This window comes from Flavobacterium sp., from assembly GCF_003525665.1.
Lineage (GTDB): Bacteria > Bacteroidota > Bacteroidia > Flavobacteriales > Flavobacteriaceae > Flavobacterium.
In genome coordinates this window covers 1-3,460 of sequence record NZ_DQDX01000168.1, presented here as the reverse complement: position 1 = coordinate 3,460, position 3,460 = coordinate 1, and the positions used below count along the sequence as shown (strand labels likewise).

At 32.4% G+C, this 3,460-nt stretch carries 3 protein-coding genes; 1 reads left to right on the top strand and 2 read right to left on the bottom strand.

Going from position 1 to position 3,460, the window contains the following annotated elements; translation table 11 throughout:
* A partial coding sequence (locus tag DIU01_RS11700; RefSeq protein ID WP_290834658.1) for a tRNA modification GTPase occupies nt 1–953 on the top strand: 953 nt, incomplete at its 5' end.
* A 27-nt stretch (nt 954–980) separates the two neighbouring features.
* Here DIU01_RS11700 and DIU01_RS11695 read toward each other — a convergent pair.
* Both DIU01_RS11695 and DIU01_RS11690 read right to left on the bottom strand, forming a co-directional pair.
* Nucleotides 981–1,439 (bottom strand): RNA methyltransferase, encoded by a 459-nt coding sequence (locus DIU01_RS11695; protein ID WP_290834656.1) that lies wholly within the window; start codon nt 1,437–1,439, stop codon nt 981–983.
* Between the two features lie 43 nt (nt 1,440–1,482).
* Nucleotides 1,483–3,460 (bottom strand): endonuclease (locus DIU01_RS11690; protein WP_367222003.1); only part of this gene is annotated, 1,978 nt, incomplete at its 5' end.

Here is a 3,460-nt window from a genome sequence, read left to right as displayed (position 1 = left end):
AAATTGCAATGCAACAAATGCGTGGTGGTTTTAGCAACGAAATTTCGAAATTGAGAGAAGAATTATTAAATTTTGCTTCCTTAATCGAATTAGAATTAGACTTTGCCGAAGAAGATGTGGAATTTGCAGATAGAACACAATTTCATGATTTATTGAATCGAATTGAATTTGTTTTAAAAAGATTAATCGATTCGTTTGCCGTTGGAAATGTGATAAAAAATGGAATTCCAGTAGCTATTGTAGGTGAACCCAATGTTGGAAAATCGACTTTGTTGAATGCTTTGTTAAACGAAGAACGCGCTATTGTTTCTGAAATTGCCGGAACAACTCGCGATACCATTGAAGATGAATTAGTTATTGGCGGAATTGGTTTTAGATTTATAGATACAGCTGGAATTCGCGAGACAATTGACGTTGTAGAAAGTATCGGAATCAAGAAAACATTTGAAAAAATTGAACAAGCGCAAGTGGTTCTTTTTTTAGTTGATAGTTCGCAGTTATCAGATGACAGTTTAGAATCTCTAAAATCTGAAATTGAACAAATCAAAAACAAATATCCATTAAAAACCTTATTAGTTATTTTTAATAAAATGGATTTGATGACGACTGAATTAGTAGAAAATATTAATTCAGAAATTTCGAATGCTTTGTTAATTTCAGCAAAAAATAAAACAGGAATTGACGATTTAAAGAACCAATTACTATCTTTTGTAAATACTGGTGCGCTTCGAAATAACGAAACGATTGTAACCAATACAAGACATTACGATTCGTTATTAAAAGCTTTGGAAGAAATTCAGAAAGTGAAATTTGGTTTAAACAGCGGCATTCCATCCGACCTTATGGCGATAGACATTCGTCAGGCATTATTTTATTTTGGAGAGATTACTGGTGAAGTTACTAACGATGAATTGCTTGGGAATATATTTGCGAATTTTTGTATCGGCAAATAATAATCCTAAATAGAAAATTTCAAATTTTTATGATCTTGGTTTATTAATTCCTCTATCATAAAGAACTATACTTCCGGCAACAGAAACATTTAAACTTTTCGGGGATTTAAATTTTACCAAAAAATGACATTTTTCGATTGCTTTTTTACTTAAGCCACTATCTTCAGCACCCAATAAATAAACACAACGTCTTGGATGATGAAACGTTTCTAAATCTTCGGCATTTTCATCCAATTCTACGCCAACAAGTCTTGCTCCTATGGGTAAATTTTTAAAAAAATCATCAAAATCTTCGTAATGAAAATAAGGCATCGACTTCACTGCACTGTGAGTATCAGAAGCTTGTTTGGCATATCTATTTCCGATAGTAAAAATAAAACTCGCTCCCAAATTTTGAGCAGATCGCCACAAAACACCAAGATTTTCAGGAGTTTTTCCGTTTTGGATTCCTATGCCAAAAAATTCATTTGTGAAATTATCATTCATAATGCAAAAATACAAATTGTTTTCAATAGAAAATCGTCGCTACTTAATCGACAACTATTTTCTTAACAACAGCTTTTGAATTAGAAGTTATTTTAGCAAAAAAAACTCCGCTTGACCAATTAGTTTGGATTTTATTACTTCCAACAAATTTCGATTCGTAGATTTTTGAACCTAAACTAGTATACACTTCAACAGAATATTCAGAATCTATACCTGAAATTGTAATTTCGCCTTTACTAGGATTTGGGTAAATAACAACTTTGCTTTCTTCAAAATTTGAATTTGAAAGAGTTGAAAACCATATTTGTCCGGCATTTGCACCCCAAATATAATCAGCTAAATTAGGATAATCAATAAACGGATTTCTATTTACTTGCCAAGTATAAATGTAATTATTGCGATTCATTTCAAAATCGTCTCTTGGATCTGAAGTATTCCATTGAAGTAATGAAGCTAAATCTCCAATTTGCCCAACAGTTGTATCGGCTGGATTACCATTTACTAAACTCAGCGCATTATAACGAACTGCCATATAAAATAACGAACGTGCAACATCACCTTTCCAACTACTAAGGTTTCCCGAAGGACCATTGTAATCTGAACCGTAATCTCTGTTACTTCTTAAACTATTTTCAGGACCATCTTCAGCTCTTATATGATGTGCATCTGCATGACCTGCTAAAATATCATCTGCATTCGTTGGTAACCAAATATTAATTCCGTCAGCAAAACTTAAAGTCCCATCTTGAAATCCGCCACGAGATTGTGGGAAAATATGCTCTCTGTTCCACTTGCCAACATTACTATTAGAATCCTGAAAATCCAATTTTGAACGAGGCTGTTCTACATACATTAACCAAACTTGATTGCTATTAGCCGGATTTTGATCAGCTACTTTCAAAATAGTCTCAATATCACCATAATTGTGAGCATGAACTACCGATGGATTAGCAATAATATTCTGAAGAGCTTGTTTCAAAGCGGTTCCAGAAAGTCCTTCTAATGAAGAATAATAACCATTTGGAGCTGTACTTGAAACGTTTCCATAAGTTGGATTCAAAGGAGTGCCAAAAGTTGATACAATAAAATTAATATCATTTACCCTAACTATCAAATCATTATTATTCAAATAATAGCCTGCAGGAAGCGTATTTAAAACTACTTTCAATTCTTCATCACCTTCATTCAAAGAATCATCAAGAAGCTGAATTGTAGCAAATCCTGTAGAAGAACCTACCGGAATTGTTACACTAGTTAAACCAGAAAAATCACTTGCATTAAAACTGCCATTATTTAATAAAAATGAAATTACAAGTGGTTGTGAAGTAACAGGTTGAGATGTAGAAAAATTAATAGTTAGTGTTTGCCCTTCAGATAAAGTAGTTTGACTAGTCGAAGTGGTTACATAATTAAAAATTATTCCAGTACCATCGTTATTTACACCTGGAGTTGGCGGTTTTACTTCATAAGTACCATCATTTTTTCTTTGAACAGAGTTCGAAGTTGAACCAAGTGGTTGATTATCTATTGAACAAATAGTGATTCCAAATAGGTTCATTAATGCGGAAGGAGTTGTTGTATTGGTAGAATAAGCAATAGCATCAATTAAATTGGTATTATTTGCTGGAGTATCTAGTGGAAAATCTGAAGCATTTCCGGTGAAAATAGCTATTACATCAGGACCATTTTGAATTGCGTTTAATGGAAAATAAGGTGTTTTTGGTGATGGAGAAACTTGCGAGTTTCCAAAATGAATGATTCCATTAACATCAGTGGTATATCCATCTAAATCTAAAGAAAAATAACTTAAAGTTCCAGCTGCAGTTTGTCCATTAAAAAAAACTAAGACATATCCGTTTAGGGAAAAATTTGGTGAACTTGATTTTAACTCCACAAATTCTTTATTGTCAGAACCCGGATTATCAGCATCTATTTCATTAATAACAATTTGAGCATGAAATGAAAATGAAGTAAACAAAAGAAAACAAAAAAGTAATTTTTTAAACATATCTGTAGAATTA